Genomic DNA, 23,581 nt, shown 5'->3' on the forward strand with positions numbered 1-23,581 from the left:
TCCCGCCTGGCGGACGGGGCGAACCAGCTGCACGCGCCACCTTAAGGGCACCGTCCAGGGCGTGGTGGCTGTTGTCCACGATCCGGATCGTGAAAATGAGACACCTCGGCTGTCAGGGGGCGAGGGCGAGCCGAAGGGGCGGGAGGCGTCACTTCGCCTCCCGCCCCTTCCGCGTGGAGCGCCGGATTCTCGCCGCAGCGGCCTCATCGGGTGAGCACAGCCCAGCTCCCTGCCGCGGTCGACGTCCGTAGCGGACGGGTGGCGGTTCCTGCCCTCCTGCTGGCGGACCAGTTCGCGTAGCAGGCCGTTGGGCTGGGCGAGACGCCGTCCTTCTGCCACTTGGCGAAGTAGCCGTAGACGCTCTGGTGCGGCGGGAAGTCGTGTGGGGGACAGACCCACTGGCAGCCGGTGCGGTCCACATGGAGGATCGCGTTCATGATCTCGCGCAGCTCATGCCGTGGCGGCGGCCGAAGTCCAGGGCGCGGCCGTGACGTTCGAAGCGCCAGGCGGACAGCACCGGCTCGATCAGCTCCCAGCGGGCATCCGTCAGATCACTTGGATACGCGCAGCACCAGACCCACTCGACGATCTTTCCGTGAACCTCAAGGAGCCACAGGGCGGTGTGCTGGCCGACGTCTAAAGAGGTACAACATTTGCCTACAGCTTGTAGGTGTATCTATATTGGCCATAGGCATACCTGAGGTAGGTGATGGTTATGGTTCGGGCAGGACTGAACCCGGAGCGGCTGACGCTCGCTGGAGCGGAACTCGCCGATGAGGTCGGTTTCGATCAGGTGACCCTGTCCGCGCTCGCCCGGCGTTTCGACGTGAAGCCGGCGAGCCTGTACGCGCATGTGAAGAACTCCCACGAGCTCAAGACCCGGATTGCGCTGTTCGCGCTGGAGGAACTCGCCGACCGGGTCGGCGACGCCGTGGCCGGACGCGCGGGCAAGGACGCCCTAACGGCCTTCGCGAACGCCTACCGGGACTACGCCCGGGTGCACCCCGGCCGGTATGAAGCAGCGCGGTACCGGCTCGACCCGCAGACCGCCGCGGCCAGCGCCGGCGTCCGGCACGCGCAGATGACACGGGCGATCCTGCGCGGCTACGACCTGGCCGAGCCGGACCAGACGCACGCGGTCCGCATGCTGGGCAGTGTCTTCCACGGCTACGCCTCCCTGGAGGCAGCCGGTGCCTTCGACCACACCGACATCGCCGCGCAGCAGTCCTGGGCCTGGGCCCTGGACTGCCTCGACGCCGCGTTGCGGAGCCGGACCACCACCCCCTGACCGGCTGCGTCACCTGGGCCGGCTTACCCATGCCGGCCCAGGCACCCACCCCTGAATGAGAAGGCTTTGAGGCAATGAGCATCGAACAGAACCTGATCACCACCCCCCTCACCGCCGACTTCCTGCGCGGACACCTCGACGTGGAAGAAACCGCCCACGGCCTGCTACCGCACAGGCTGCCCGCCTGGGCGCGCCGCCAGATCCCCGACGACCTGCTTGCCGTGGCCGAGGTCCAGCCCTCCGGTGTCCGGCTGGCGTTCCGTACCAGCGCCACCACCATCCACCTGGACACCCTGCCGACCAAACGCGCCTACCGGGGCTTCCCGCCTCCGCCGGACGGCGTCTACGACCTCTTGGTCGACGGCCGCCTCACCGCCCAGGCCACTGTGGACGGCGGGAATCTGCGCACCGTCACCGACATGCGGACCCAGACCGCGGAATTCACCCCGGGCCCCGTCGGCACCGCCCACTTCACCGACCTCCCCGTCGGCGAGAAGGACATCGAGATCTGGCTCCCGCACGCGGAGATCACCGAGGTCATCGCCCTGCGCACCGACGCCCCCGTCGAGCCGGCCCCGAAGACCGGGCGCCGGGTGTGGCTGCATCACGGCAGCTCCATCAGCCACGGATCCAACGCCGTCTTCCCCAGCACCATCTGGCCCGCCCTGGCCGCCTCCGCAGGCGATGTGGAGCTGATCAACCTTGGATTTGGTGGCAGCGCACTGGTCGACCCGTTCACCGCCCGCGCGATCCGCGACACCCCCGCGGACCTGATCAGCCTCAAGCTCGGTATCAACGTCGTCAACAGCGACGCCATGCGCCTGCGCGCCTTCGCCCCCGCCATCCACGGTTTCCTCGACACCATCCGCGAGGGCCACCCCACAACCCCCCTGCTCCTGGTCTCCCCTGTCCTGTGTCCGACCCACGAGAACACCCCCGGACCTCTCATGCCGGACCTCTCCGATGGAACCCTGAAGTTCAAGGCCACCGGCGATCCGGCCGAGACCGCCGCCGGACGGCTGACGCTCACGATCGTCCGCGACGTCCTGGCCGACATCGTCAAGCAGCGGTCCACCGAAGACCCCAACCTCCACTACCTCAACGGACTTGACCTCTACGGCGAGAGCGACCACGACGAGTTCCCCCTGCCGGACGCGATCCACCCCAGCCCCGAAGGCCACCGCCGCATCGGCGAGAACTTCGCCAAGCGCGTCTTCGCAGACAACGGGCCCTTCGCCGTCACAACTGGGTGACCCGTATACCCGCGGCCGGCAGGGGGCGTGATGGCTGGCTGCCCTGTACCGCACCACTTCGTAGGCGAACAGGACTCGGTCACACATGGGCCCTCGCGGTACGCCTGGCGGATCTGGCGCCGCCGTGGCAGATCGCGCGGGCGAGCCGGTGGCGGATCTCCCGGACGGTGAGCTGGTCGCCCATGCCGCCGGGAAAGAGACCGACTATTCACATACTTCCGTGGTGAACTGGTGCAGGCGGGGGATGACGCCCAAGTGGCCGGTCCCGAAGCTGTTGTCGCAAGCCATCGGTGAGAGGCTCGGCCGGCCGTCACGTTGGGCGAGATCGGTATGGGCGAGGCGGAGACAATCGACGCGGATGCGGGGTTGGATTTCCCGCGAGACCCCGCCGACGCCGTGCGCGTCCCCACTGCGTTCTGGAGTTCCGTGAACCGCCGCGACTTTCTGGCCGGATCTGGCTTCGCCGTCTCCGCCTTCACCACCCCCGTCACCAGATGGCTCGTCAACCCCACCGACGGGGTCGCCGACCACCGTGGTGGCGGCCAGGTAGGGCGGGCCGACCTCGACGAACTACGCGAGGCCGCCGACGACGCGAGGCGGTGGGACTCCAAATACGGCGGCGGGAACTGGAAGGCCAACTCCGTCACCGACTGCCTCGACCACCGGGCAGGACCGCTTCTGCAGGGCTCCTTCTCCGAGGTGATCGGCCGCGAACTCTTCAGCGTGACCGCCGAGTTGCCGCGCCTGGCTGGGTGGACGGCCTTCGACGTCGGCCAGCACGATGCCGCCCAGCGGCACTTCATCCAGGCCCTCCGCCTCGCCCGCGCCGGCGGGGACGTGCAGCTGGGCTGCTATGTCCTGACCACGATGGCGATGCAGGCCCTGATGCGCGGGTTTGGATCCGAGGATGTGGACATGGCCCAGGGCGCCTTCAACCGCGCGAAGGGCCAAGCCGTCCCCCGCGTCCTGGCGTTCACCAAGCTCATCGAGGCCCGAGCTCATGCCCGCGAGAACGACCCCCGGGCCGCCTCGAAGGCCCTGAAGACCTCCGAGGACCTGCTGGACCAGGCGAAGGACGACAGCGGCGACGAGCCTGCGTGGATCGACTTGTATCACCACGCCCGCCTCTCAGCGGACGCCGCCGAGATCTTCCGCGACCTGAAGAGCCCGAAGATGGCCCTGGCCTGGAATCAGCAGGCCGCCGCCATGCCGACCGGCGCGTTCACTCGTTCCGTCGGTATGCGGCTCGCCATCGTCGGGACCGCCCACCTGCAGGCCCGTGACCTCGACCACGGCCTCGAGCTCGGCAACCGCAGCGTCGACATCCTCGCCCGCGTCCAGTCGAGCCGGGCGAAGGACTACGTCCGCGAGCTCAATGCCGCCATCGCCCCCTGGCGGCCTCAGCCAGCCGTCCGCGAGTTCATCCACGGCACCCGCAAAGAACTCGGCGTCGCCGCGTGACTGCGTGCGCTCTCTAGGTGGTGCCGGTCCCGCCCGCTACGGCGGGACCGGCACCACATGTCGGTCTCTCGGCCAGTGGAGGACACGAGTGTCGCGCTCGCGGATGGCGTCGCCCCGTGCCCGCAGTGCCGACCGGACACGCCGCTCGGCGTACTGGAGTAGAGGACTGTCGCGACCAGGATGCCGCTACATAAGATTCGTCGATGTTCTTAAAGGGCGCGGTCTCGGTGAGTTTCTTGGTCGGCACAGTGGGCCTGGCGTGGGCGATCTCTGGCTTCATGGATGCACCCCCGTGTTCAAAGGGGCGAGGGTGTCCCGCTGCCCCAAACTCGGGCATGTACATGGTGGTGCTGTTCATCAGTGCCATCGTTCTCACCCCTGGCTTCGCGCTCGTTATACGCTGGCTGGACTGGAGGCCGCTGATGGGATTGCCCGTCGGCGGCGTCATCGGTGCGGCCGTGGCCTTGAGTAGCGGTCGGAGCCTCGGATACTGGATCGCGGCTGCGGCGCTCCTGGTGGGTGCCGGCGGTATCGCGACGGGGCTGTCCGTTGCGATCCGCTCTATCGCGACACCCCCGCAGCTCACCGGCTGAGAATGTCGTGGCGTGATCGACATGCTGCCGCCGGGCTGGCACTGCACCCTGGGGGCATGGCGAGCGCTCCGATAGTCGTCCATCCGCCTTCCCGCACTGGCGGCCGGCGGGTTACCGCGCGTGGGCACATCCTTGGCCTGGCGCACTCGGATCGCGACGTCGCGGAGTTCCTGCGCCGGGCCGGGATGCCGGACGCGGAGCAGCTGCTCGACGATCCGGCGTGGGTGACGTGGCGGGGTGGGCATGCGCACTGCTACGAAGCTGCGTGACCGACCGCTAGGCGACGACCGCGACCAGAAGAACGAGCGTGAACAGCAGCGCGGCGAAGGACATCAACCCGGCGAGCCCTGCGACCGACCCCATGACCTGGCATGACCTGCTGGCGTCGCCTGGCGGCCTTGAAAGAGGCCGGCGTCTGGGAACAGCCGCATGTGCCGTTGCTGGAGAGGCTGCGGTCGAAGACCCAGCTGGACTGGGAGCGGGCGGTGATCGACTCCTCCCACGTGCGGGCCGCCCGCAGGGGCCCAAGAGCGGGCCCAGCCCGGTCGACCGCGCACGGCCGGGCAGCAAGCACCACCTCATCGTCGACGGCCAGGGCATCCCGCTCGCAGTGTCGCTGACCGGCAAAAACCGCAATGACGTCACCCAGCTGCTGCCCTTGCTCGACAAGATCCCGGCCGTCGCGGGCCGAGTCGGCAGACCGCGTCGGCGCCCGGATGCGCTGCCGGCCGACCGCGCCTACGACCACGACATCTACCGGCGCCAGCTGTGGCAGCGCGGCATCCGGCCTGGCGGCACCGGCCTGGGTACCTTCCGCTACGTCGTCGAGCGCACCATCGCCTGGCTCCACGGCTTCCGCCACCTACGCATCCGCTGGGAAAGACGCGACGACATCCACGAAGCATTCCTCGGCCTCGCCGTCTGCCTGATCACCTACCGCCACGTCCAACGGCTTTGTTGGGGACAGTTAGGTCCTGTGCCGGAAGTGCTCGGAGTTGCCCGCTGCGGCGGCATGGGCTCACTCCTTCAAGATGTAGAAGTGGATGGGGGTGTTCGGCGTGAAGCCGATACGCGGGTATACGGGGGCCCCGGCGACGGTCGCATGCAAAGTGGCGCGGGTCAGCCCGGTGGCCCGGGCACCCTCGTACAGTGCCTTGCGCGTGACTGCCTCGCCGTAGCCCCTGCGCTGCCACTGCGGGTCGGTGGCGACGAAGGCCACGAAGAGACGGCCCTGCACTTCGACCGTCGCGGCGCACGCCACCGGAACGTCGCCTCGCATGCCCAGGTACGCGTACACCTCGCTCTTCCAGTGCGCGGACCCGACCAGGCCGTCGCGGCCTTCCTCCAAGGGGAACCCGTAGGCGCGCGATTGAAGGTCCGCATAGGACCGCAAGTGCTCGTCGGTGCGCACACGCACGAAGGTCAGGTCGGGGTGGACCGGGTCGGGGACGGGCAGCAGGTCTCCGGCCATGCCCCTGCCGGGGAAGGCGTACTGCAGGCCGGCCTGGTCGGCCGCCGTGGCCAGCGCGGCGCGGGCCTCGTCGTCGAGCAGGCCCTCGAAGAGCCACAGGAAGCCCGGGTGCTTCTTCCCGCGCATGATGTCCGCCGCTTGGCCCAGACGCTGGGCGACGAGATCCGCTCCTGCTCCTGGCTCGGTCAGGGTGATGCAGTTGTAGAACGAGAATCGGCAGTCGGCCCAGCGGACGGCGATGCCGGGGAGGTCACGTACATCCGCGTCCGCATCGCGGTCGAGCACCATGGCGCGCCAGGCCACGGTGAGTTGCTCTGCCGATTCGATGGACTCCGTCAGGCCAGTCACCGTACTCCCCGGGATCGTTGAGGTCTGATGTTGTTGGGATTGTTGAGGTTGTTGCGGGCGTTGAGGTCGTGTCGTCGTCATCAGATGATGCCTTCGAACCGATTGTCCTCGGCTGGGGAGTGGGATCGGGGCACGTGGTAGGAGCTGCGCCCGAAGCGCCGCCACAGGGCGGCGATGAGGAAGGCCACCACTACGGCGACGGGGGTGTAGTTGAAGGTGGTGGCGGTGATCGGGCTGCTCTGCGGCAGCAGGAACAGCACCGTGACCGCAGCCGCCCACACCACCGCCACCCAGCCGATGGGCCGGCTCCAGCGGCCCAAGTGCCAGGGTCCGGGGGTGAATCGATCACGGTGCAGCAGTCGCAGCAGCACCGGGATGGCGTAGGCCGAGGTGAACCCCACGACCGAGATGGCGGTCACCGCGGAGAACGCCGTGTTGGAGTACAAGGAAGGCAGTGCGAGCACGAAGGCCACGGCGACCGCGAGCCAGACCGCGTTGGCGGGGATGGCGGTGCGGCGGCTGACCTTCTTCCAGCGCGCCGATCCGGGCAGGGCGCCGTCCCGCGAGAAGGCGTAGATCATCCGGCTGGCGCTGGCGGTCACGGTGTATCCGCACAGGAACTGGGCCACGATGATCACCAGTAGCAGGGCCTTGGCCGCGGCCATGCCCAGCGCCTCCAGAAGGATCTGCGCCACCGGTACACCGGTCGGACTGTCCAGCGTCGTGGTGTAGTCCTGGACGGCGAACAGCAGCGTGGTCAGCAGGATGCCGCCGGCGATCCAGGACACCGCCACCGAGCGGAAGACGCCGCGGGCCGCGGCGACGGAGGCGTGGTTGGTCTCCTCGCTCAAGTGGGCCGAGGTGTCATAGCCGGCCAGGGCGAAGACCGGCAGCAGCATGCCCAGCAGAATCACGTACACCGGGGCGCTCCAACCGGTGTTGTTGGTGAACTCGGAGAAGACGAAGCCGGCCGACTGGTGGTGGGAGGGCACGAGCGTCAGGGAGCCGATGATGACGACGGCCCCTGCCAGATGCCACCACGCGCTCAAGGACGTCAGGATGTTCATCAGCCGGGTGCCGAAGAGGTTCAGGATCGCGTGCAGGGCGAGGATGACCGCGTACAGGGCCAGCAGGGAGCCCGGGGACGGCGTGTAACCGAATTGCAGGTTCATCCACGCCGCGGTGAACGTCGCTATGCCGTAGTCCTGGGCGGCGATTCCGCCGAGCAGGCCCAGGAGGTTGAGCCAGCCGGTGTACCAGCTCCAGCGCTCGCCTCCGAGTTGACGGGCCATGTAGTACAGGCCGCCGCTGGTGGGGTAGCGGGAGGTGATCTCCGCCAGGGAAGCGGCCAGGCACAACACCAGCGGCCCGACGGCGAGCCAGCCCCACGTGATCACCGCGGGGCCTCCCGAGTTGAGGCCGTAGCCGAACAGCAGCAAGGTCCCCGACATGATCGAGATGACCGACAGGGAGGCCGAGAAATTGCCGAAAGCCCCCATACGGCGGTGCAGTTGCTGGGTGTAACCCAGCGACTGGAGGAGGCGCGCGTCCTCCTCGTCGTTGTCGACCGGGTTCGGCTGCTGGCGCGGTGTTCTTACCGAAGTCATTGGTTCTCCGCACGGGAAAGCTGACGAGCTGACATGGGGGACACGGGTGACATGAGGGGCGGCAGGTGGTTACCGGGCCGTCGACCTGACGGGGTGGGCCGGGTCGGCGGTCATGGGTGTTCTCCCGTATGCCGCAGGTGGGATCTCAGGCAGGCGACACGGTCCTCCTCGAATGCCTTCCGCCACTGGTCCTGCGGGTACCGGGCGTCGTAATGCCACGGGGCGGGGGTGGCGAAGTCGCCGATGGCGTCGAACACCTCGGTGGCCCACTGAGCGAAGCCGCCTCTCGCCAAGGCGTAGGCGAGGTAGTTCAGATCCAGCTGGGAACTGGTGGCGGGCTCGCGCTTCCGGAACCAGCCCTCGAACGCCTGCGTGACCGCCCGGGTGATGTCCTCCTTGGTCCACAGCAGGTTCAGCATGACCTCGGCGCCGTTGTCCCGTCGCTCCCGGTGCTCCTGTACACGGGCGTAGAGGGGCAGCAGAAGCAGTGGCGAGTCGGGCGGTGCGAAGGAGGCCGCCCAGCGGGCGAAATCCGTCGCGACGGCCTGCCGCCCCGCCGGGCCTGGGCGGGCCTGGAGCGCCTGGGACATGCGGTGCCATGCTTCGCGGTTGAACGGATCTCGTCGGTGCACTTCGGAGAGCAGGCCCCACGGCCCGCCGGGCAGCAGATACTCATGGGGCGGGGGAGCCACCTGGTGCTCCGGGTAGCGTCCTGCGATGTCCGTTTCGGCCAGGGCCAGGCGGCATATCCAGGGCACCGAGTCATGCGGATTGCCCTCACTCGCCTTGTGGCACGCGTCCCGGGCCCGGGCCACCAGCTTGTCCAGGTCCCCCGCCTTCCGGTAGTCGCGCGCCCAGTTCTTCCGGTGGGCCTGCAGCACTCGTTCGGTGGCGACCCTGGCGTACATCACCCGGGCAGCGAGGCTCTCCGGTTCCTCTTTCAGCCACAACTCCACGACGTTGGCCTGAGCCGCGACAACTCCCAGCACCTGCGTACGGGATGTCCACTGCGGCCAGTTGCCCGTCCGGGCCAGCACCTGCCGCATCCGCAGCCAGTAGCCCGCCTGAATGTCCTGCACTGCCGCAGAGAGGTCCGTGTCTCGACCGGCCGGGTTCACCCCGCCGGCCGGGGCGGAAGTCTCCATCAGCGCCCCCCTGGCCCGGCGGGCTCGTGCGGTGCCCGCAGTGGCACGTCGTGCGCCTTCAGTCGGCATTCCTGCGCCCGACAGGCAGCAGGGGCGGCGTCCTCGGGCGCGACCCGGTGGCGCAGCGCGCGGCCCGGCTGCGCGAGGCTTGCTCTACGCGGGGTCGCGTGCCGACCGCTGCCTCCCTGAGCGCTGCGGCTCGCCGGGCGATGCGAGCATGACAGCGACCGGTGTGCACTGGCGGGCATAGTCAGAAGGACTCTCGGGGCAGTCGGGACGGGGTGGCACGGTCATGCGGAGAAGAGCGGGGTGGGCGGAAAACAGCGGGGTCATGCGAAGAACAGCGGGTCATGCCAAATGCAGCGGTGTAGGCCGACGAGATACAGCGGTGTAGGCCGACGAGCAGCGCAAAACCGACCGTGGCGCATATCCCGGCCGACGGCTCCCGCCCGTAGCCGGTAGCGAGTGCATGACAGGTACTTAAGTGCCTGGAGAGGCGCGTGACCAGAGAATCCAAGATTGTTCGGCGGTTCAGACGCAGGTTTCGGCCATGCGGGAAGAGGGCGTCGCCATCCGTGATCAGACCGGTCGCCCGCAGCGACTTGGACGGCACGCCGCCGCGGGGACTGGGACGCTCGGAGCCACGTACTCACGGGCACGGGATACAGGTCCGCTGCCCTGAGCGGAGGCGGGCGGACCTCTGGTGTGCGGACGGATCTTTGGGGTGCGGGGCGGACGGTTGAGCACCCGAGACGAACCAGCCGTACGGTCCGACGTGGGAACGCGCGACCGCCCCCTCACCGACCACTCCGCGCCCCCGCGGCCCCGCGCCCACGCCGAGCGCGCCCAATCCGTCCCGGACCCGCTGAGACCGGCCGGACAACACGTCCTCAACTGCGGGGTGTCGCCGGGTGGGTAGCGAGATTGCGCATGAGCGAGTTGCCTACGGAGCGGGCAAGTGGCCTACGCGATAGGGGAGTTGCGACACATGGCGGCGCGTAGGTGGCGTGAAAGGCGCTGCGTTCCAGCGTGCAGGGGTGCGCCGGTGACGGGCCTTCAAGGCGCGGACTCATTCGGCCAGTTCGGTACGGTGGTCACTGACTGTGAGCAGAGGTCATCGTGGGTGAAAATGCGCCGAGATCTGGGCTTCAGGTGGTTCGGGCCGGGTTCAGACTCACGCCCCCCCGAAACTGCGGCCGGGTCGTCCTGGGGCACCGGCGGCCAAGCGGCCACGGACTACAGCCAGTTGAAAGCCACCCCCGCACTCCTGGGCAGCCCAACCGCGCGATTGGCTCGACAACGCGCGCCATTAACGTAAGGCCTACTTTGTGGAGGGGGCGAGAGCCCTGTTCCAGGCGACGAGGCGACGAGGCGACGAGACGGCGAGGCGACGAGGCGGCGGAGCTGAAGGCCGTCGATGGCGATGGCTGTGCCGTACGTGGTCGATCAAGGCGTCGGGAGTCGGTTGCGTCAACTGCGTACGAGCCACGGTGCGGATGAGTATCCGCGCCCATGCCATGGCGGGGCCGGCGGAGCGAGGATCGTGCATACCGACGACGGAAGGGATCGACGATGAACCCCGGTACCTACGCACGCTTGTACGGCCCTGCGCAGCCCACACCGCGCTCCGGGCGCTCCGGGCGCGCGGGTCTCGTCGTGGCGGTGGGCGTGCTCTGGGCGCTCACTTTGGCATCGCTGGCCTGGATCACGTTGCTCGTGGGTTTGGCCGCGCTCTGGGGTGCGGCGGAGGGCGCGGAAGCCGGCGCCTTTGTCCTGCAGTACGCGGCGATCGTCGCCGGTGCTGCCGCGGCCTTGACCGCCCTGGTGTTCGCCCCCGGCGTCCGCCGTCTGTCATGGGCAAGCCGCCTGTTCCTGGCGGGCGTCGTGGCTTGCCCGGCCGCCACCGGCTTTGCGTTCTGGTCGTGGGCCCACACCGGCTGACTCCCGCGTGTGTCGGAAGTGGTCCAGCTTGGCTGATGTGACTGGGCGGGGGCGGAGTTATCGATATGTCGGTCCGGTGGAGCTGCAGTTTGCGCTCCGGTCTGGTGACGGCGGGCGTTGTATTGGCTTGGCGGGTGACCTCGCCATTCGTTGATGGCGGTGACGAGGACAGTGGCCTCGGAGCGGACGGCGAGCTCGGCGCGGGGGCGGCGCGGACCTGGTGGGGGCGGACGCGTGGCCGACCCGGCCTGACCCTGACCCGAGGCGGGGCACTTGAACCCTTTTGCCAGCACAGGCTGGAACCTCCAGGTCCTCAACGACGAGGTGGTCCTGTACGACGCCTCCGGCGACACCCTGCGCTTCAAGAAGGCCGCGGACGGCACCTTCACCACGCCCAAGGGTTACTCAAGGAGCTGAAGAAGAACGCCGACGGCACCTACACCGTCACCAACTGGAAGTCGCACTCCAAGGACACCTACAACCAGCACGGCACGCTGACCAAGGTCACGGACAAGAACAAGGGCACCATCACCGTCACCCAGCACGACGAGGGCGGCGAGCACAAGGGCTTCAAGCTCACCGAGACCCGCTCGGGCCGCTGGATCGACCTGCTCAAGACCGACGCCTCGCAGTGGCAGGCCAAGGACAACTCCGGCCGCACCGCCGTCTTCGACCTCGACCCTGACGGCAACCTCCACAAGACCACTGACGCCGAAGGCAAGACCACCACCTTCGGCTACGACACCTCCGACCGCCTGACAAAGATCGCCACGGCGGAGGGGCGGGTCACCGTCTTCACCTACGACGATGCCAACCGCGTCACCTCCATGCTGCGGGCCACCGAGCTCAACGGATCCGGCCACACCGGCCCCACCTGGACCTACACCTACAGCGCGGACTCGCCCACGGCAGCGGGCACGACCACCGTCACCGATCCCGAGAAGCACGCGACGAAGCACCAGCACGACGGCGACGGCCAGGTCACCGCAGCCACCGACGCGATGGGCACCGGCACCACCGGCGGCAATGTGACGGACTACGGCTTCAACATCCGCAACAACCTGGAGTCCGTGAAGTCCCCGACCGGCGGCAAGGGCGTGGCCAGCTGGCGAACCGTCGCCGGCGGATGTGCCGAAGGAGGCCACGAACGCGGACGGCGAGAAGACCGCCTTCACCTACGACACGGCCGGCAACACGAAGTCGGTCGCGCAGACCGGCACCGGCGGCGGCAGCGTCTCGTACACCTACAACCCGGCCACCCCCGACTGCGGCGGGTTCGAGGGCCGGCGGTGTGCGGCCGAGACGAAGATGTCGGCGACGAAGACGGTCAAGACGTCCCTCACCTACGACAGCAAGGGCAACCTCACCAAGGCCGTCCCGCCCAAGCCGCTGGGGGAGACCACCTTCACGTACGACAGTCTCGGCCGCACCGAGACCGTCACCGACGGCCGGGGCATCAAGAAGGTCTTTACCTACGACAACCTCGACCGGATCAAGACCGTCTTCACCACGAACGACACGGTCCGCTACTGGTACGACGGCGACGGCAACCTGCGCCACCGCGACGATCCACCGGCACCATCATCTACCAGTTCGACCCACTGCAACGCGAGACCATCCGCACGCTCCAGGACGGCTCGCAGACCCTGCTCACCTACACGCCCGCGGGCAACGTCGACTACTACCAGGACCCGGCCGGGAAGACCGACTACACCTGGAACGAGGTCAACAAGCTCAAGGAGCTGAGGGACCCGGCGGGCAAGGTCACCACGTACAAGTACAACAACAACGAGGTCCGCACCGAGACCGCCTACCCCGGCGGCACCGTGCAGACCGTCGACGTCGACAACTCCAGCCGCCCGAAGAAGATCACGGCCAAGTCCGCCAAAGGCACCCTGGTCGACCTCGCCTACACCTACGGCTATGGCACCGACGCCGCCACCGACGGCGACAAGATCCGCACCCTGACCGACGACGTCGCGGGTACGAAGACCAGCTACACCTACGACGGCGCGGGCTGCTTCTCCTACGCGGCGGAGAACAAGGGCACCACGCTCAACTCCTCCTGGCAGTACTGCTACGACCTGGCCGGCAACCTCACCAGCCAGGGCACCGAGAAGGGCTGCCCGCGCGGCACCACCTACAGCATCAACGACGCCCAGCAGATCACCGCCAAGAACGGCTCTTCCACGAACTGGTCCTACGACGCCGAGGGAAACGAGACCGCGGGAGCCTCCACACCGGACGGCACTCGCACGGGCGAGAAGTGGTCGGATCACAGCCAGTTCACCTCACTGACGGTGGGCGGCACAACCTATGCCGGCCAGTACGGTTCCACCGACCAGAGCGAGCGGATCAAGCTCGACGACACCTGGTTCCATAACGGGCCGCTGGGCCTGTCGGCCACCTCAACTGCCGGGCAAGACACCGGCTTCAACCGTGAACCCGGGGGCACACTCAACTCCATGCCCCGGGACGGGAAGACGTACTTCTACCTCACCGACGCGCTCGGCTCCGTCGTCGCGGTCACGGACGAGTCCGGAACCAAGGTCAACGACTACTCCTACAGCCCCCGCGGCGTCACGCGCGCGGCCAGCAGCGAGAAGACCACCCAGCCCTACCGGTTCGCCGGCGGCTACCAGGACCCGACCGGCCTGTACCACTTCTCGGCCCGCTACTACGACCCCAACATCGGCCGCTTCAACAGCCCCGACCCCTCCGGCCAGGAACAGAACCCCTACCTCTACGCCGAAGGCGACCCGGTCACCCGCATCGACCCGGGCGGAACGCTCAGCCTCGACGGAGTGATGGACACAGTGGGGAAAGCCGGTGACGCTATCGCCGCCGGGGAATTCGTCGGGCAGTTGGCGACCGGTGACTACAAAGCAGCCGCTGGAACGGCAATCAGCTTCGTGCGGACAAAGCCTTCACCGCAGGCTGTACATACCTGACCGGCGGAGCAGGAGCCATCCCCTGTGCTGTCGGTGGCATGGCCGTCGGCGAGGCCGCCGGCTCAGCGTACGAAGACGCCACCGACTGACCCGCGGGAAACTCGAACCGACCAGGGAGAAATGATGCTGTCCTTCGCTGATTCGTCCGAGCTGGCGTATAAGGGGCTGGACGGTATTCCTCTCTGGCTGTTGGTAGGGATTGCCGTATCGGCCTTCATCATCTTCGGGATCACGCAGGCTCGCAAGAGAAAGTAAACCCTGACACCAGGGTGCGAGCTGCCCGACAACGGGCTCCCGGTGCGCCAACGTACCCGAGTGCCCAACGACACCGATACACCACTCGCCCAGGCCCTGTGCTGCATCCCCGATCGACACCGAACGGATGCGGCACAGGGCTTGCGCCGCACATTGCGCTTAGTCAGCACCCGTGCTCCCCGTTGCTGGCGCGCAGGTCCGGGTCGTCCGCCAGGGCACGCAGCATCGCGGCAGTCTGAGCATCAGTGAGCACGGCCCCGGAGGCCCGGCGGCGCGCGTCATCGGCAAGGCCGAGCTCGGCTTCAACGAGCATCGCCGCAGGTGTGTCAGCGGCGGGCGTGCCGTCGGGTGTGCGGCCAAGGCAGAGGACCGGCTCGGGCAGGTCACCGCAGCGAGAGCAGCGCAGCTCGTCGGGGATGGGCTCGGGCATCGCGCCTCCTTGACCTGCAGTATGCAAACTTCGCTGACACTAACTCGCGTTCGTCAAGATCCGGTGGCAAACGGTCAGGGTTCACTGGCACGGGACACGGGCGTCGACTCCCGGTTGCCCACGCGCTCCCCTCGAACGCGCTTCGTACGTCATCCGTCCGCGTGGGCGACGGAGTGAGAGGAAGAAATAGTGAACCTGGAAAAGTATGCCAGCGGCGTTAAAAATGCCTTATGGCTCACCTTTTCACTCGCCTTCTGATGAACTTGGCAGAAGCACTGTGGCACCCGGCTGGCAGCGCGTGGCTTGCCATACGCGTCGCAGTGTCACTGCTTTTCACCGTTGCCCTGATCGCATGCATAGGGCTTTGGTTGGTTCGTCAACGGCGACATAAAACACAAACAAAGTAAACGAGGGCCCCGGCCAGGCGTCTGATCGGGGTCGTCGAACTTTCCGGTCATCCGTCGGCTCAGTCCAGTACGCCGAGCGCGGTGTCGGGCCAGTTCGAAGCCCTGCTGCCAGGTCCTCGCCTGTACGTGCCGGTGGCCGCGGCCAGACCTCTGGCCACGGCCACCGGTGTGTCCGGGGTCAGGTGCTGACGCGCAGGTGATCCTGGCGGGCCTGGACCAGGCCGCGCCATGCGGAGCGGACGTCGGCCTCGCTGGTGAGCCAGCGGCTGATGGAGGGTTCTGGCAGGGGCAGGGCGGCCATGAAGTGGGCGATGTCGGCGTAGTACGCGTAGTCGCCGCCGCGGGTGAGAGCGCGCAACCGGCAGATCGCGGCGCTGATCTTGTCGTGGTCGTCCTGAACGGAATGGTGGAAGCACAGGGCCAATTCCAGGGCGGCTTCCGCGGCTGTCAGGCCGGCGTCGCTGATCTCGGTACGCAGGAGGCGTACGGGCTCGAGGCTGCTGAGTGCCCCCGCGTCCCGGATGACGGCGGCGATCTTCGTGGTGAGGGTCGTGGGCGAAGATCGAGCCCCGTCAGCAGCTGGCCGACGAGGTGGAGTTCGTCGTCGGTCGTCTCTGGGTCGGTGAAGGCCAGGACAAAAGCGCGCTGGGTCTGGCTGGTGGCGCGCTCCCCGGCGATGCCATGCTGCTCGGCCTGATCCCGGGCTGTGGCGTAGGCGGCGGCCGCGCGAGCCATGTCGCCGTGCGGCCAGGAGATGTCGCCTTCGACGCGGTGCTGGCGCCCTTCCCAGCCCAGGGTCTGCGCGGTGTCGTGCGCGGTGGGGAAGTCGCCGGCGAGGCGTGCGAGGTGGGCCAGGCCGCGGCGGGCCGCGGGGGCCAGGCGGCCGCCGCCTTCGGCCACGAGCTGTATCCCGTGGCGGGAGGCGGTGGAGTCACCGAGGCCGCGGTGGGCCTTGGCGAGGTAGTAGACGCCCACCTCGTGCAGCTCGGCGGGGAGCAGTTGGCTGCTGGTGACGGCGGTGAGGCGGGAAGCGGTGACGGAGCGGTGCTCGTGCTGGCGCCGGGCGAGGGCAGCGAGGAGTTCGACGAGGGCGTCGGCCGCAGTCCCCAAGCCGTCGGTGCGGTCCGGCTGAGCAGGTGGGGCGAGGGGCTCCCATACGGAGTCGCTGACGTAGGCCCAGGCGGCGTCACTGAGCCAGACCAGTCCGAGGCCGAAGTCCCGGGCCAGGGAGAGATCTTGGCGCAGGCAGGCGACCAGCAGCATCCGGCCCTGCCCGGCGATGCCGGCACCGGCCCACTGGGTGCCGAGGGCCGCCAGGGCGCGCTCGGCCGCCCCCTGCCAGTCGTTGTCCGTCCAGCGGTCGTCGGCCTGGTCGTCGGCGCTGCGGATGGTGGAGCGGATCAGCCCGTGCAGGTGGTAGGGCCACAGGCCGAAGGCGTTCTCGCGGACGAAGAGCCGCTTGATCAGCCGCAGGGCCCGTGCTTGATGGGGCAGGCCGGCGGCCGCGGTGGCGAGGTCGAGGTCGAAGGCGTCCAGCAGAGCCACGGAGCGCAGCACGTGCCGCTCGTCGGCGGTGAGGTCGGACAGGGTGCGGGCGATCGGCACCGGGAAGTCGTGGTCGAAGTCGGCCGGCTGCGGTGTGCGGCACGGTGCGGCGGATTTCCAGGAGCCGTATCACCGACAGGTCGAGGTAGAGCGGCAGTCCGTGGGAGCGGTCGCTGATGGTCTGCCGGATCTCCTGGCTGATGAGCGGTTCGCCGTCGCGGGTGAGTCGACGGGCGAGGTGGTCGTCGCAGTCCTCGGGGGAGAAGTCACCGACCAGGACCTGCCGCCCGTGACCGAGGGACGGGCGGGCGGCGCGGGCGGCCGGGACAGCGGCGGGAGCTGCCAGGCCGGGCAAGGCGGCCGGGCCGGTGTAGCCGAGCCGCCCTTGGAGAGCGGGGTCGGCCCATTGGAGGCGGGAGCGGCCGGTGATGAAGAAGAAGCAGCTCGGCATCAGCCACACCACCCGCTGGATCAGGCGCTCAAGGTCGCGGTGGGTGCGGTCGCCGACGTCCTCGAAGGTGTCCAGCAGGATCACCGGCATGACGCACTGGTCCACCGGGAGCCGGGCGAGCTCCGACGCCAGCAGATGGGGATAGAAGGACAGCGCTTTCAGGTCCGCCTCGGCCTCCAGGAAGTCCGCCAGCCGCGCGCATCCGGCGAGCGCCGTACGGTCTGGCGCCGCTCGCGCAGCGCCCCGGTGAGGGAGCCGATCACCGCACCGACCGCCGTGCCGACGGTGCCGGGCAGGAGGAGGGCCTGGGCGATGTCGGCGAGAGCGGACCGCATCTGCTGCGGCATCGCCTTGCCGAACCGTGTGCCCAGTCCCCCGCGCCGCAGATACTCCTCCAGGCTTTCGCCGGGGTGCTGGTTCTCCCAGTAGCGGCGCAGGGCGATGGCGAAGGCGGGCAGGGGGCGGCCGAGTTCGGCGAGCACGGCGCGGATCGTGAGGATGACGTCCCGGAAAGGGAGCCATGGAGCAGTCACATGAACAGTCCAGGTTCTGGGAGCAGTTCGAGAACGATGTCGACCGTCGGATGGTCAGCGATGTGTGCGGAGGCATCCGCCGGATCACCGACGACAAGATCGGTGATCCGGCGGAACTGATCGCCATGGGCATCGCCGGAGCTGAAGCCGCCGAGGGTGTTTCCGCCGGAATGGAGACCCAGTGGGCGCTGTATACCCCCCCCAGCACACCGCCGTGGTAGCAGCGACGCTGATTGGCCAGATCGACGCCGCTGGGCACGCTCTGGAGCAACTGGGCGAATATCTGCACACCATGGCCGACCGCGGGGACATCGCGTTGCCGGAGTACAACAAGGCAGGCGACGAGCAGAACCTCAAGGACGCCCAGATGCAATCGGATACGCCGGAGAAGAAGCCCGGGCAGTCGTACATGGAAAAGCCACGGACGCGGTGCTGGTACTCGCCGCAGCCCCCTACCTCGGCAGGCTGCCACACAATCGGGCCGCGCCCACCTCCTTCGGGAAGAAGTTGTCGACGTCGCCCAGTCGCCCCCCCCGCGACGAGGCGGAAGTTGACTGGCTTGTTCTTTTTCTTCCGGCCCCGAATGGCGACTCGAACTATGTCGCTCACCTGGGCATTCGCCGGACGTGAGGGCGGCCTTCGCTTGATCCTGTGCTTCGTCACAGAGATACGGGCTCAACCGAAGGCTGTTGTCATGAGTGTGGTGTGCCGCGATACCCGGCGCGAAGCGTTCGCGGAAGCGTCACGCTTGCCTACGTTGTTCTGCGGGACTTGGTGAGCCCTTCGTATGGTTCACCTACCCAAGGGTGTCGGGTGTGGCTTTCACGCTTCTGCCGTATGTGGCTTCCCCGGATTGGCCACCCGGCGCCCCACGACGACTCCGCTGCCAATTGGGAATTGCGAATGATCGCTCTGTAGGGAATCGACAGCGAGGCCGTCGTCTGTGGGAGGAACCAACAGCACACCGCACGGAGGCATCACATGGCCGCGATCTGGGCCAGCATCGACGCAGGTAAGACCCATCACCACTGCGTCGCGATCGACGAGAGAGGCCGCCGGCTGCTGTCGCGACGCGTTGCCAACGACGAACCGGAACTGCTCGAACTCCTCGCCGACGCCCTGGCCCTGGGTGAAGAGGTGACCTGGGGGATCGATCCGGCCGACGGCGGGGCCGCCTTGGCCATCACGATCCTCTTGAACCACGACCAGCCACTGCACTACATCTCCGGCCGGGCCATCCACCGTGCCTCCGAGAGCTACCGCGGCGAAGGCAAGACCGACGCCAAGGACGCCGCCGTCATCGCCGACCAAATTCGCGTCCGCCGAGACCTGCACCCCTTGCGGACCAGCGACGACACCGTCACCGACCCTCAAGATTCTCACCGTCCGCCACATGGACCTTGTGGCCGACCGAACGCGGGTCATCAACCGCCTACGCGCTCAACACAGCGGTATCTGCCCGAGTTTGGAACGCGCACTGGACCTCAACAACACCGGACCGCTCATCCTGCTGACGGGCGACCAGACCCCTGCTGCCCTGCGTCGGCTCGGTGTCCGGCGGCTGGAGACCTGGCTACGTAACCGCAAAGTCACCCGTGCCGATCGGCTCGCCCCAGCGGCCGTGCAGGCCGCCGAGCGCCAACACACGAGCCTCCCTGGGGAGAAACTGGCCGCCCAGACGGTGCACACGCTGGCGAGGGAGGTGATGGACTTCAACGAGCAGATCGCCGAGCTCGACAAGCGCATTGAGGCCCGGTTTCGTGATCACCACTCCTTCGACGTGATCACCAGCATGCCTGGCCTGGGCGTCATCCTCGGCGCCGAGTTCCTGGCCGCCACCGGCGGCGACATGGCCGCCTTCGGTACACCGGACCGGCTTGCGGGCTTTGGCGGCGTCGCTCCGGTGCCCGCGACTCCGGGAAGATCAACGGCAACCTGAAGCGACCCCAGCGATACAACCTCCGCCTGCAGCGTGTCTTCTACACCTCGGCGTTGTTCAGCATTCGCTACTACGAGGACTCCAGGCGCTTTTACGACCGTAAGCGAGCCGAAGGTAAACGCCACGCCCAGGCCGTCCTCGCCCTCGCACGCCGCCGCGTCAACGTTCTCTGGGCCCTCCTCCGCGACGGACGGTGCTACGAGCCCTCGCCGCCGGCGGCGCTTGCGGCGTGATGCCTCAGTCTTGCCGCCGATCTGCCGGGTCAGCGGTAACACGGTCGACTGACAGGCAGGCTTGCGGGAGTATCCGCTTACTGGCATCCGACGGTGAGGAGCCCGTTGATCACTCAAGGAGTTAAGGTCCCGGCGGAGTGCGACGCCTGCGGTGGCGTGCTGATACGCGACGTTGGCCAGTACATCGACCAGGGGCAGTTGTGGTGGGGCATCGATGGCGCCTGCACTGCCTGCCCTAACGGGTGGTGCGATCAGGACTCAGGCGGAGCGACTCCGGAAGAGATCAGGAATGCCCTGCTGGCAGAGCATGGGCCCGTACGGCTCCATCTCGCGGACGACGAGTCGAGCCTCGTCCCCGCCCTGCGAGTCCTGCGCGAGATGCTCCATCTGTCCCTGGGCCAGGCACGGGTGATGGCCAGTGCGCTCCAAGAGACTGGCCTGGTTGGCACGCTGGTCGAGATGGAGTTCATTGCCGACGGGCTGCAACGCCGATCAGTCGATACAAAGATCGAGAGGTGCGAGACACCGGCCGACTGGACCCCTACGCACCCAACCAGAACGTCTTGACAAACGGCATTAGGAATCCGGTCGGAGTTGTACGCGTCGATGACTGCGCGGGGCGACGACGCCGACACCAGCTCTGACCGGGCCTTCTGGCATACGTTCGGCCGGGGCGAGGCAAGCATCAGATGGTGCCGGGCTGGCTATATTCGGTGGTGGCCGCTCTGGAGACGGGCCGAACCTTGTGGACGGCGGTGCTTGATGCGGTCCGTCTGGAGCCCGGTGCGGATGTTGCTGCGGTGACCACCGTCCAGATCCGCGAAGTTGTCGAACGGCTCATCGCTGCCGACCAGTGGAAGGACGGTGATCCTGAGGTGCTGGTGGTGCTGGACGCGGGCTATGACGCACCTCGCATCGCCCATATACTGGGCGACCTGCCGGTGCAGATCCTCGGCCGCCTGCGCTCGGATCGCGCGATGCGACGGCCCACGCCGCCGCGGATCTACGACCCCAAGGGCGGACGGCCGCCGAAGCACGGTGGCGAGTTCGTCTTCGGCGACCCCACGAGTTGGGGCGCCGAACAGGCCGTGACGACCACGGACACCCGCCTCTACGGGAAAGCGACCGCGCAAGCTTGGGACCGGCTGCACCCGCGGCTGACCCACCGGACGGCACGGCTCGATCACGTTGGCCCACTGCCCATCATCGAGGGCACTGTCATCCGCCTGGTCGTGGAGAAGCTGCCTAGAGGCGGAGTGAACAAGCCAGTCTGGCTCTGGTGGTCGAGAACCGGGGCCACCGGCAAGGACGTGGATCGCTGCTGGCAATCATTCCTGCGTCGCTTCGACCTCGAGCACACGTTCCGCCTCTTCAAGCAGACACTCGGCTGGACCAAGCCCCGACTTCGCAGCTCAGAAGCAGCCGACCGCTGGACATGGCTGTTGATCGCCGCGCACACCCAGCTCCGGCTCGCCCGTCTCCTCGCCGTTGACCTCCGGCGTCCCGGGGAGAAGCCAGCCCAGCCGAACAAGCTGACGCCCGCCCGAGTCCGGCGGGGGTTCAGAAACCTCCGAGCGAAGACCGGCTCTCCAGCCGGGGCACCGAAACCGTCCCAGCCGGGCCCCGGCCGGCCACCGGGCTCGAAGAACCGCCGCCCGGCCACCCGTCACGACGTCGGCCGGATCCTTGCGATCGGCAAGGCATACAAGAGCCCCGCCCACCACAAAGTCGGCACAAAGCCCCGACGTGTCACACCAGCTCCGACCTGACGGGAGACCACGCCTGCTCGGTCCCCATGCATCAAGCAGGATGGGGAACATGGACCCGAACGGAAGCCGCCCCCTTGAAGACCTTGTGCACTGGAACGGTGAGCTCTCCGACCTCATCGGAAATGCCCGGCGCGGTGAACCGACATCGATCGTCACTTTCCGTCGTGGCCATGCCCTGGCCGCTGCGGAGAAGGCCACTGCTGGACTCGCCAGCCCCAGCCAACTCATCGACTGGGCACAGGCGGTGCATTTCGAGGACCACGTGGACGTCGAGGAAGAACACCAGGACCTGCTGACTCAGTTCCTCGTCGAAATCTCGACCCCCGAGCTGTTCGAACCGGTCACCCACGAAGTCTGCCAACGATGGCTACGTGCCCTGCAGATATCGATGGCCTCCGATGCCGAAGCGGCCGAACGTTAAACAACAAGCTCAGTAGCTGTCTCTCAACCTGAGCACCCCCGGCCCAAGCCACCCGCCGGAAGGGGACGGCGCGCGCCTATCACGGCCGAATGGTCCGTTGCTCCCCTGACTCCCAGACGCCATCCTCGAGGAACTGACCTGCCGTCAAACACCTTCCGGCATGCCGCGCCCTCCCCGGGAACGCGTGCCGGACAGACCCGGGGAGGCTCCATGAAGAAGCCGATCACCTGCGCGGCTGCGATCCTGCTGGCCGCGTCGACCCTCACCGTCGCCACGCCCGCCGCTGGTGCGGTCACCACCGGAACCACCGGGGCCGCCGTGTGCACCAACCCATCGGTGCGCCTCGGCGAACCCGGATACGGCTACACCGTGGCCGGGCGGACCTCGCCCCTGCGCACCGGCCCCAACGCCGACTGCGGCGTCCGCAAGACCCTCCCTGCGAACACTTACTTCGACATCGACTGCTCGTACCACAACGGCTCGAACTGGTGGTACTACGGCACAGCACACGGCCAGGGCGGACCCTGGTACGGCTGGCTCTACAGCGGGAACATCGACGACCTCTACGACTACGAGAGGTTCATCCTCTGCGGCTGACACCCCCGACGGGAGACAGTGCGGGAACCGGTCGGTTCCCGCACCATGCCTGGGTGATGGCCATGTCGGTGGCAGCTGCGAGGCTGGCCGGATGAACGCCGATGACGAGCAGCTGCTGCGCGGGCCGGGTGTACGGCTGTGACCACGACGCCCCCCACCCCGGCCCGCTGCCGCACCAGACCTACGCCGCGCTGGTCGGCGGGCCGCTGGGCCGACTGCTGCTCGACATTACGGACTGGCAGCAGGAGGGGATAGACGACGGCGTCACCCTGATGACCGCGGGAGGGCTAACGGGTCAGCCGAAGAGCGCGGACCAGCCCTCGGCGTCCTGGTCGATGTCGGCGATCCGTACCCCGTAGCCGACGAAAAAGTTTCCGGGGTGAGAGTGCCGCTCCCCGACATATACGCCCAACCCTCCAGTCGAGGCCTCCCGGTCGACCGGGAGTGCGATCGATGAGCGGAGCCCCGGAGCAGCCAGGTCCAGCAGGTGTGCTCAGCTCGATGAAGCGGGATCCATGGATCCCAGGTATGGAGTCGCTGATGCGTCGGCGGACATGCCCTTCCGAATAGATCAGGTCGGGACGCTGCAGAGCGATGCCATCGACGACGGACTCGTACAGCACCGCTTCTGGGTAACCCCAGAGCATGTACGACATGGACGCGTACTCCTGGCGGCGGCTCAGCACACACGGAGAGACGTACGTGCCCGGCTCAAGGCGTAGCAGTGCCACGTCTTGGGTGGGGTGAGGGCTCGATCCCCTGGACCGCGGCGGGCTGCCAGGCGCCGTCCGTGCCACGGAAGAGGACCGCCGCCATCCCCGCCGCCCGGCATCACGCCGTCCTCACTTTGATCGACAGCGGTCTCGACCTCACCCACCATCTTGAGGCCGGGCAGCTTGTCACCGCCTTGGCCATGGCCAGCCCCTAGGGCGCCGAGGGTTAG

At 67.9% G+C, this 23,581-nt stretch carries 19 protein-coding genes and 6 pseudogenes; 15 read left to right on the plus strand and 10 right to left on the minus strand.

Annotated elements, in window-relative coordinates; all coding sequences use genetic code 11:
• Window positions 1–237: 237 nt before the first annotated feature.
• A pseudogene (locus tag ACF062_RS26825) lies at window positions 238–589 on the minus strand (transposase); the annotation flags it as partial.
• A 126-nt stretch (window positions 590–715) separates the two neighbouring features.
• Here ACF062_RS26825 and ACF062_RS26830 point away from each other — a divergent pair.
• The 6 genes and pseudogenes from ACF062_RS26830 to ACF062_RS26855 form a co-directional block, all read left to right on the plus strand.
• Window positions 716–1,288, plus strand: coding sequence for a TetR/AcrR family transcriptional regulator (locus ACF062_RS26830; RefSeq protein WP_392141950.1), 573 nt, complete (start codon window positions 716–718; stop codon window positions 1,286–1,288).
• A 74-nt stretch (window positions 1,289–1,362) separates the two neighbouring features.
• Complete coding sequence (locus tag ACF062_RS26835; RefSeq protein WP_392141952.1) at window positions 1,363–2,541, plus strand: GDSL-type esterase/lipase family protein; 1,179 nt, start codon at window positions 1,363–1,365, stop codon at window positions 2,539–2,541.
• A gap of 426 nt (window positions 2,542–2,967) precedes the next feature.
• Window positions 2,968–4,002: a sporulation protein gene (locus ACF062_RS26840; RefSeq protein WP_392141954.1), complete on the plus strand. Its 1,035-nt coding sequence runs from the start codon at window positions 2,968–2,970 to the stop codon at window positions 4,000–4,002.
• 341 nt (window positions 4,003–4,343) lie between these two features.
• Complete coding sequence (locus tag ACF062_RS26845) at window positions 4,344–4,595, plus strand: hypothetical protein (protein WP_392141955.1); 252 nt, start codon at window positions 4,344–4,346, stop codon at window positions 4,593–4,595.
• A gap of 56 nt (window positions 4,596–4,651) precedes the next feature.
• Window positions 4,652–4,864, plus strand: coding sequence for a hypothetical protein (locus ACF062_RS26850; protein ID WP_392141957.1), 213 nt, complete (start codon window positions 4,652–4,654; stop codon window positions 4,862–4,864).
• 99 nt (window positions 4,865–4,963) lie between these two features.
• Window positions 4,964–5,544, plus strand: a pseudogene (locus ACF062_RS26855) (IS5 family transposase); the annotation flags it as partial.
• Window positions 5,545–5,613: 69 nt separating this feature from the next.
• Here ACF062_RS26855 and ACF062_RS26860 read toward each other — a convergent pair.
• The 3 genes from ACF062_RS26860 to ACF062_RS26870 form a co-directional block, all read right to left on the minus strand.
• On the minus strand, window positions 5,614–6,414 hold the full coding sequence (locus ACF062_RS26860; protein WP_392141959.1) for a GNAT family N-acetyltransferase: 801 nt from the start codon (window positions 6,412–6,414) through the stop codon (window positions 5,614–5,616).
• Window positions 6,415–6,494: 80 nt separating this feature from the next.
• Entirely contained in the window at window positions 6,495–8,021 is a 1,527-nt protein-coding gene (locus ACF062_RS26865; RefSeq protein ID WP_392141961.1) for an amino acid permease, read from the minus strand.
• Between the two features lie 110 nt (window positions 8,022–8,131).
• A complete protein-coding gene (locus ACF062_RS26870; RefSeq protein ID WP_392141963.1) occupies window positions 8,132–9,100 on the minus strand; it encodes a hypothetical protein in 969 nt (322 codons plus the stop codon).
• A 1,638-nt stretch (window positions 9,101–10,738) separates the two neighbouring features.
• Between ACF062_RS26870 and ACF062_RS26875 the strand changes: the two genes are divergently transcribed.
• Both ACF062_RS26875 and ACF062_RS26880 read left to right on the plus strand, forming a co-directional pair.
• A complete protein-coding gene (locus tag ACF062_RS26875; protein ID WP_392141964.1) occupies window positions 10,739–11,107 on the plus strand; it encodes a hypothetical protein in 369 nt (122 codons plus the stop codon).
• A gap of 306 nt (window positions 11,108–11,413) precedes the next feature.
• Window positions 11,414–14,147 (plus strand): annotated as a pseudogene (locus tag ACF062_RS26880) (RHS repeat-associated core domain-containing protein); the annotation flags it as partial.
• A 329-nt stretch (window positions 14,148–14,476) separates the two neighbouring features.
• Here ACF062_RS26880 and ACF062_RS26885 read toward each other — a convergent pair.
• The 4 genes from ACF062_RS26885 to ACF062_RS26900 all read right to left on the minus strand — a co-directional run bounded on the left by ACF062_RS26885 (window position 14,477) and on the right by ACF062_RS26900 (window position 17,679).
• Entirely contained in the window at window positions 14,477–14,743 is a 267-nt protein-coding gene (locus tag ACF062_RS26885) for a hypothetical protein (protein ID WP_392141966.1), read from the minus strand.
• Between the two features lie 585 nt (window positions 14,744–15,328).
• A complete protein-coding gene (locus ACF062_RS26890) occupies window positions 15,329–15,574 on the minus strand; it encodes a hypothetical protein (protein ID WP_392141968.1) in 246 nt (81 codons plus the stop codon).
• A 23-nt stretch (window positions 15,575–15,597) separates the two neighbouring features.
• Complete coding sequence (locus ACF062_RS26895; RefSeq protein WP_392141970.1) at window positions 15,598–16,755, minus strand: hypothetical protein; 1,158 nt, start codon at window positions 16,753–16,755, stop codon at window positions 15,598–15,600.
• Between the two features lie 549 nt (window positions 16,756–17,304).
• On the minus strand, window positions 17,305–17,679 hold the full coding sequence (locus tag ACF062_RS26900) for a hypothetical protein (RefSeq protein WP_392141972.1): 375 nt from the start codon (window positions 17,677–17,679) through the stop codon (window positions 17,305–17,307).
• On the opposite strand from ACF062_RS26900, the gene ACF062_RS26905 reads away from it, so the two are divergent.
• Window positions 17,667–17,900 (plus strand): hypothetical protein, encoded by a 234-nt coding sequence (locus tag ACF062_RS26905; protein ID WP_392141974.1) that lies wholly within the window; start codon window positions 17,667–17,669, stop codon window positions 17,898–17,900. The genes ACF062_RS26900 and ACF062_RS26905 overlap by 13 nt on opposite strands.
• A gap of 760 nt (window positions 17,901–18,660) precedes the next feature.
• Window positions 18,661–19,851: pseudogene (locus tag ACF062_RS26910) on the plus strand (IS110 family transposase).
• A gap of 258 nt (window positions 19,852–20,109) precedes the next feature.
• On the opposite strand, the gene ACF062_RS26915 reads toward ACF062_RS26910, so the two are convergent.
• The gene (locus ACF062_RS26915) at window positions 20,110–20,238 is read right to left on the minus strand and encodes a hypothetical protein (RefSeq protein WP_392141975.1); all 129 of its coding nucleotides are present in this window, start codon (window positions 20,236–20,238) and stop codon (window positions 20,110–20,112) included.
• Window positions 20,239–20,475: 237 nt separating this feature from the next.
• On the opposite strand from ACF062_RS26915, the pseudogene ACF062_RS26920 reads away from it, so the two are divergent.
• From ACF062_RS26920 to ACF062_RS26935, 4 genes and pseudogenes are all read left to right on the plus strand, one after another.
• Window positions 20,476–21,620 (plus strand): annotated as a pseudogene (locus ACF062_RS26920) (transposase); the annotation flags it as partial.
• A gap of 49 nt (window positions 21,621–21,669) precedes the next feature.
• Window positions 21,670–22,041, plus strand: a complete 372-nt coding sequence (locus tag ACF062_RS26925; protein ID WP_392141976.1) for a hypothetical protein — start codon at window positions 21,670–21,672, stop codon at window positions 22,039–22,041.
• Window positions 22,042–22,251: 210 nt separating this feature from the next.
• Window positions 22,252–22,638, plus strand: coding sequence for a hypothetical protein (locus ACF062_RS26930; RefSeq protein WP_392141978.1), 387 nt, complete (start codon window positions 22,252–22,254; stop codon window positions 22,636–22,638).
• Between the two features lie 91 nt (window positions 22,639–22,729).
• Window positions 22,730–22,997: pseudogene (locus ACF062_RS26935) on the plus strand (hypothetical protein).
• Here the strand turns inward: ACF062_RS26935 and ACF062_RS26940 are convergent.
• Window positions 22,926–23,435, minus strand: coding sequence for a trypsin-like peptidase domain-containing protein (locus ACF062_RS26940; protein WP_392141979.1), 510 nt, complete (start codon window positions 23,433–23,435; stop codon window positions 22,926–22,928). The pseudogene ACF062_RS26935 and the gene ACF062_RS26940 overlap by 72 nt on opposite strands.
• Here ACF062_RS26940 and ACF062_RS26945 point away from each other — a divergent pair.
• A complete protein-coding gene (locus ACF062_RS26945; protein WP_392141981.1) occupies window positions 23,429–23,566 on the plus strand; it encodes a hypothetical protein in 138 nt (45 codons plus the stop codon). The two genes, ACF062_RS26940 and ACF062_RS26945, sit on opposite strands and share 7 nt — an antisense overlap.
• Window positions 23,567–23,581 lie beyond the last annotated feature (15 nt).

The sequence above is a fragment of the Streptomyces sp. NPDC015345 genome (assembly GCF_043078805.1).
Classification (GTDB): Bacteria; Actinomycetota; Actinomycetes; order Streptomycetales; family Streptomycetaceae; genus Streptomyces.

What these genes read in the sequence shown, in the direction of transcription:
- ACF062_RS26930 (WP_392141978.1), top strand. Translation starts at nt 22,252, where the DNA reads ATGAAGAAGCCGATCACCTGCGCGGCTGCGATCCTGCTGGCCGCGTCG.
- ACF062_RS26850 (WP_392141957.1), top strand. Translation starts at nt 4,652, where the DNA reads ATGGCGAGCGCTCCGATAGTCGTCCATCCGCCTTCCCGCACTGGCGGC.
- ACF062_RS26875 (WP_392141964.1), top strand. Translation starts at nt 10,739, where the DNA reads ATGAACCCCGGTACCTACGCACGCTTGTACGGCCCTGCGCAGCCCACA.
- ACF062_RS26925 (WP_392141976.1), top strand. Translation starts at nt 21,670, where the DNA reads ATGGACCCGAACGGAAGCCGCCCCCTTGAAGACCTTGTGCACTGGAAC.
- ACF062_RS26865 (WP_392141961.1), bottom strand. Translation starts at nt 8,021, where the DNA reads ATGACTTCGGTAAGAACACCGCGCCAGCAGCCGAACCCGGTCGACAAC.
- ACF062_RS26830 (WP_392141950.1), top strand. Translation starts at nt 716, where the DNA reads ATGGTTCGGGCAGGACTGAACCCGGAGCGGCTGACGCTCGCTGGAGCG.
- ACF062_RS26845 (WP_392141955.1), top strand. Translation starts at nt 4,344, where the DNA reads ATGGTGGTGCTGTTCATCAGTGCCATCGTTCTCACCCCTGGCTTCGCG.
- ACF062_RS26835 (WP_392141952.1), top strand. Translation starts at nt 1,363, where the DNA reads ATGAGCATCGAACAGAACCTGATCACCACCCCCCTCACCGCCGACTTC.
- ACF062_RS26915 (WP_392141975.1), bottom strand. Translation starts at nt 20,238, where the DNA reads ATGGAGCATCTCGCGCAGGACTCGCAGGGCGGGGACGAGGCTCGACTC.
- ACF062_RS26905 (WP_392141974.1), top strand. Translation starts at nt 17,667, where the DNA reads ATGGAGCAGTCACATGAACAGTCCAGGTTCTGGGAGCAGTTCGAGAAC.
- ACF062_RS26885 (WP_392141966.1), bottom strand. Translation starts at nt 14,743, where the DNA reads ATGCCCGAGCCCATCCCCGACGAGCTGCGCTGCTCTCGCTGCGGTGAC.